Below are 630 nucleotides of genomic sequence, written 5' to 3' on the forward strand. Positions count from 1 at the left end.
GAACAGCTTGCAACTCGTATTATCTCAGAGCAAATAAAGGTTTCTTCTTCTGATATGCGCCGTGGTAATATCTCAGAAGAGCAATTTGCAAAAATTATTCACGCAATGCGTTCCTTACAAACAATCCCTCTTTATATTGATCAAACGGGTGGTGTATCCCTAGCACAATTGTCCGCCCGTGCAAGGCGTCTTAAACGACAACATGGTCTAGATGTCTTGATTATCGATTATATCCAACTCATGACAAGCGGTTCAAAGCGTTCATTAGAAAATCGCGTTCAAGAAATTACAGCCATTACCACCGGATTAAAAGCACTTGCAAAAGAACTCAATATTCCCATCATTGCTCTGTCACAACTTTCGCGCCAAGTTGAAAACCGAACCGATAAACGTCCGCAACTCTCTGATTTACGTGAATCTGGTTCAATAGAGCAAGATGCCGACATTGTTCTGTTCGTTTATCGTGAAGAATATTATCTCAAAAATGAAGAACCAAAAGAAGGCACTGCTGAGTATAGCAAGTGGCAAGAGGCAATGGAGCAAGCCAAGGGTAAAGCCGAGGTTATTATAGCAAAACAACGCCATGGTCCGACAGGAATCGTTCCCCTTGCCTTTCAATCCGATTTTACA

1 protein-coding gene is annotated in these 630 nt (G+C 41.9%); it reads left to right on the forward strand.

Going from position 1 to position 630, the window contains the following annotated elements; all coding sequences use genetic code 11:
- Nucleotides 1-630: DnaB-like helicase C-terminal domain-containing protein (locus tag ACFIJP_RS09570; RefSeq protein ID WP_375627196.1), on the forward strand; the 630-nt coding region annotated here is incomplete at both ends.

Source organism: Bartonella sp. MU37NMGALS, assembly GCF_042194015.1.
Taxonomy (GTDB): domain Bacteria; phylum Pseudomonadota; class Alphaproteobacteria; order Rhizobiales; family Rhizobiaceae; genus Bartonella; species Bartonella grahamii.